The sequence below is a fragment of the Chamaesiphon sp. genome, assembly GCF_041738855.1.
GTDB lineage: Bacteria > Cyanobacteriota > Cyanobacteriia > Cyanobacteriales > Chamaesiphonaceae > Chamaesiphon.
In genome coordinates this window covers 1-2,542 of the sequence record NZ_JBGSPA010000128.1, presented here as the reverse complement: position 1 = coordinate 2,542, position 2,542 = coordinate 1, and the positions used below count along the sequence as shown (strand labels likewise).

3 protein-coding genes and 1 pseudogene are annotated in these 2,542 nt (G+C 45.7%); 2 read left to right on the top strand and 2 right to left on the bottom strand.

Annotated elements, in window-relative coordinates:
• The first annotated feature begins 98 nt into the window (after positions 1–98).
• Both ACEW9I_RS11830 and ACEW9I_RS11825 read left to right on the top strand, forming a co-directional pair.
• Positions 99–389, top strand: a complete 291-nt coding sequence (locus ACEW9I_RS11830) for a hypothetical protein (protein ID WP_373540537.1) — start codon at positions 99–101, stop codon at positions 387–389.
• 28 nt (positions 390–417) lie between these two features.
• On the top strand, positions 418–1,272 hold the full coding sequence (locus ACEW9I_RS11825; protein WP_373540536.1) for an ATP-grasp domain-containing protein: 855 nt from the start codon (positions 418–420) through the stop codon (positions 1,270–1,272).
• Positions 1,273–1,278: 6 nt separating this feature from the next.
• Here the strand turns inward: ACEW9I_RS11825 and ACEW9I_RS11820 are convergent, their stop codons facing one another.
• Positions 1,279–2,106, bottom strand: coding sequence for a DUF3598 family protein (locus tag ACEW9I_RS11820; RefSeq protein ID WP_373540535.1), 828 nt, complete (start codon positions 2,104–2,106; stop codon positions 1,279–1,281).
• Between the two features lie 123 nt (positions 2,107–2,229).
• A pseudogene (locus ACEW9I_RS11815) lies at positions 2,230–2,391 on the bottom strand (DUF1636 family protein); the annotation flags it as partial.
• Between the last annotated feature and the right edge of the window lie 151 nt (positions 2,392–2,542).

Genomic DNA, 2,542 nt, shown 5'->3' with positions numbered 1-2,542 from the left:
ATTTAAATCAATGTTTTTTCAACTATTAATGATATTGATGGTGGATTTTAATGTGCCAAAAATTGAAAAAATTCTGCTGTTAGCCTAAAAGTGTTGAAATGCCTGAGTTTGAGGAGACAAAACTTCATCGAACTCAGGTTGAGACGATCGACCGTTTTCTCGATCGATATATCGATCGCGATGACAATGAAGATTGCGGCAACGAACAACTTACATCTAAAAACTTAGTAAAGGCAAGAGAGTTGCTGTCTTCACTGGGAGAGGATTTTGGCGGTCATCGAGGACTGATTGTGGTGGATGAGCCGCCGCCAGAAAATGAAGAAGTGTTTCAGAGAATCAGAGTAGAATCATACCGTTTATGTCTGTATTCTTGCGTATGGCATAAATAGTGAAAATATCACGATCGCCTAAATAAGTATGCCACGAATCGATCGTTCTAATTTAGATCTCATTTTACTCGAAGATACTGTATGGGTATTAGTTGGTAAGGTCGATTTGCCGAGTTATGACTTCAATCTAACTCAGTTTTTTAGCTGTCGTCGTCCGTGGCAGCGTCCAGAGCAGATTACTGCAATCGGTCGATTTGGAGCAGTATCGAATTATGCTAAGTTGTATGCTCAATTAGCAGCCGAAGGAATCTTGTTGATTCACTCGCCAGCACAATATTTACTTGCAAGTGAATTAACACATTGGTATCCATTAATTGAGGGCTTGACGCCCAAAAGTTTGTGGTTCTCGACACCACCTAGCTTTGAATCGGTAGCACAGATCCTCGGATTACCATTATTTCTCAAAGGTAGTCGGCAAACTAGCCGTCATCGTGCATCACTGTCTATTATCCACACTGCGGCAGAATACGATCGAGCGACCGAGATTTATGCGGAAGATCCGATCTTACAGTGGCAAGATCTCGTCTGTCGCGAATTTGTCAAATTGCGTCCGGTACCATCGCCACCTAGCGAAAAAATTCCCGCATCATTCGAGTTTCGCTCTTTTTGGTGGTACGGAAATTGTGTCGGTGCGGGTCAATATTGGTCAACTAATTATGACTGGAATCGGGATGAACAAACAGCGGCATTAGCAATCGCTAAAGCCGCAGCATTGCGGTTGAATTTACCATTTGTGGTAATTGATATCGCTCAAACAATAACTGGAGAGTGGATTGCGATCGAATGCAATGATGCTCAAGAAAGTGGATATGGAGCAGTTTCTCCCTTTGCTGTGTGGCAAAATATTATCACTCTGGAGTCAAGTCGATCTGCATCGATCTGAGGAGTGTCAACTTACACGCTCTTCAAGGACATGAGTCGCACTAATCCATTCGCCTTTATCGTTGTAACTACGAATCAATCTTTGACGGTGGTTGTCTGACAATAACCACCCCGCTTCCACCACAAATGCTTGTCGGTGACTGACTCGCACCGGAATATTGCTCGATACCCCATCTGGTAACAATAATACCTGCCGAGGCGTAGCTCCGTCGTCAAAATGCAGCCGTGGGAAATCGATTCGAGCTATTGAAGCGATCGTTCTCCCGCCGAAAGATAATTGCTGATGTAACGAGTCGCCAATTTTCCTAATTTCTAGACTCGTAGTGTACGTCGTTGGCTCCTGCCAGTCAGCATAAACCGTCTGCGCTGTACCTGTCCACTTACCTACCAACTGTTCTACCGTCAGATCTGGGCGCAACTGAGCATCCGTACCCTCGCGAATCTCGCGAATGAGCGTCTGAGAGCTAAAATTTCCGTCCTTGTCAAATAATTGCACCAAACGCGATCGCCGATTTCCCGCCACAAAGCCATACTCCGCGCCAAATTCTGCAAACGGAGCCACCTGGAGCGAACCTTTAGAAAAAGCACCAGTATCGAAAAATACCGCTTGTCTACCCAAGGAGCGATACTCTTGAACGCGATCGGATGTTGGCTGTTCGTTAATATTGCTGGCAAAACGGCGCAATCGAAACTTGACAAGCTGGTTGTCTTCCAACGCTGCGAGCGTCAGGATCGAAGGTGTCGAGCCGAGGACTTCGCCATCAGTGGAGATCTGCGTAAAAGTCCCCACCCATTCCCCAGCATTTTTCAGAAAATTGTTCCAGTTACTTTCCATACCCACCCGCTCGACTTTTGGAGATTGGATTCAGCGCGATCGGCATCCTCTCAACCTAGCCTAGCAGATCCAGCAAAGTCTAGTGGTGTGGTGTCGATCGTCGATCCCCAATTGGCGCGATCTTCACACTGATAAAGGTGGAATCTTGGCTAGCACTCGCTGTTTGAGCAGTTCGGGGCATTTGAGATAAGAAATAGTGCCATCGGGTTTGGCATGATACTGGGTGGCAAACTGCATCACCGCAGTAGCGGTGGATTCCAACTGTGCGTCGTCTACAGGCAGATCGCCAAATAGGTAAACTCACATCTTGCACTAGTATATTAGCTCTACTATTCAAGGGGTTGAAAATATGAGAAAAAGGGCGTGGAAAAACATTGATGAGAACAGTGAACACCATTCTCCCTTACGCCCAATTAATACTCTACACGCTGTTAGA